Source organism: Citrobacter sp. Ce006 (assembly GCF_030336535.1).
In the GTDB taxonomy this organism is placed as follows: domain Bacteria; phylum Pseudomonadota; class Gammaproteobacteria; order Enterobacterales; family Enterobacteriaceae; genus Citrobacter; species Citrobacter europaeus.
This window is the reverse complement of record NZ_JAOWDO010000020.1, coordinates 1-302: the sequence shown is the minus strand read 5'-3', so window position 1 is coordinate 302 and position 302 is coordinate 1. Positions and strand designations below refer to the sequence as shown.

Sequence of the window (302 nt, the reverse complement as noted above, 5' to 3'; positions counted from 1 at the left end):
CTGATTAAATAAAAGAGCATAAATGGCACTAAAAGGAAGGCAAAAATATCACCGCCGCCCCATGAGATCTGATTCTCATAGCGGGGAATTTCCAGCCAGATATCATTCTTTTCGTTCAGCCAGATAGCATTGGGTTCAACATCGTGTTCCAGCCACTGAACCGGCAGATCCTCCTGCCATCTTTCCGCCTGCGGGATCAGTACGGAACGGCGATAGAAAGGGTTTTTGGGGCGTTGCGTGTCAACGTTTGCTGTATGCTGTTCCTTTTTTTTATTGTCAGAGGCGGACAGTGATGCGCGACG

1 pseudogene is annotated in these 302 nt (G+C 48.3%); it reads right to left on the bottom strand.

Annotation, left to right across the window (positions count from 1 at the left end):
- A pseudogene (locus OGV94_RS00095) lies at window positions 1-302 on the bottom strand (hypothetical protein); the annotation flags it as partial.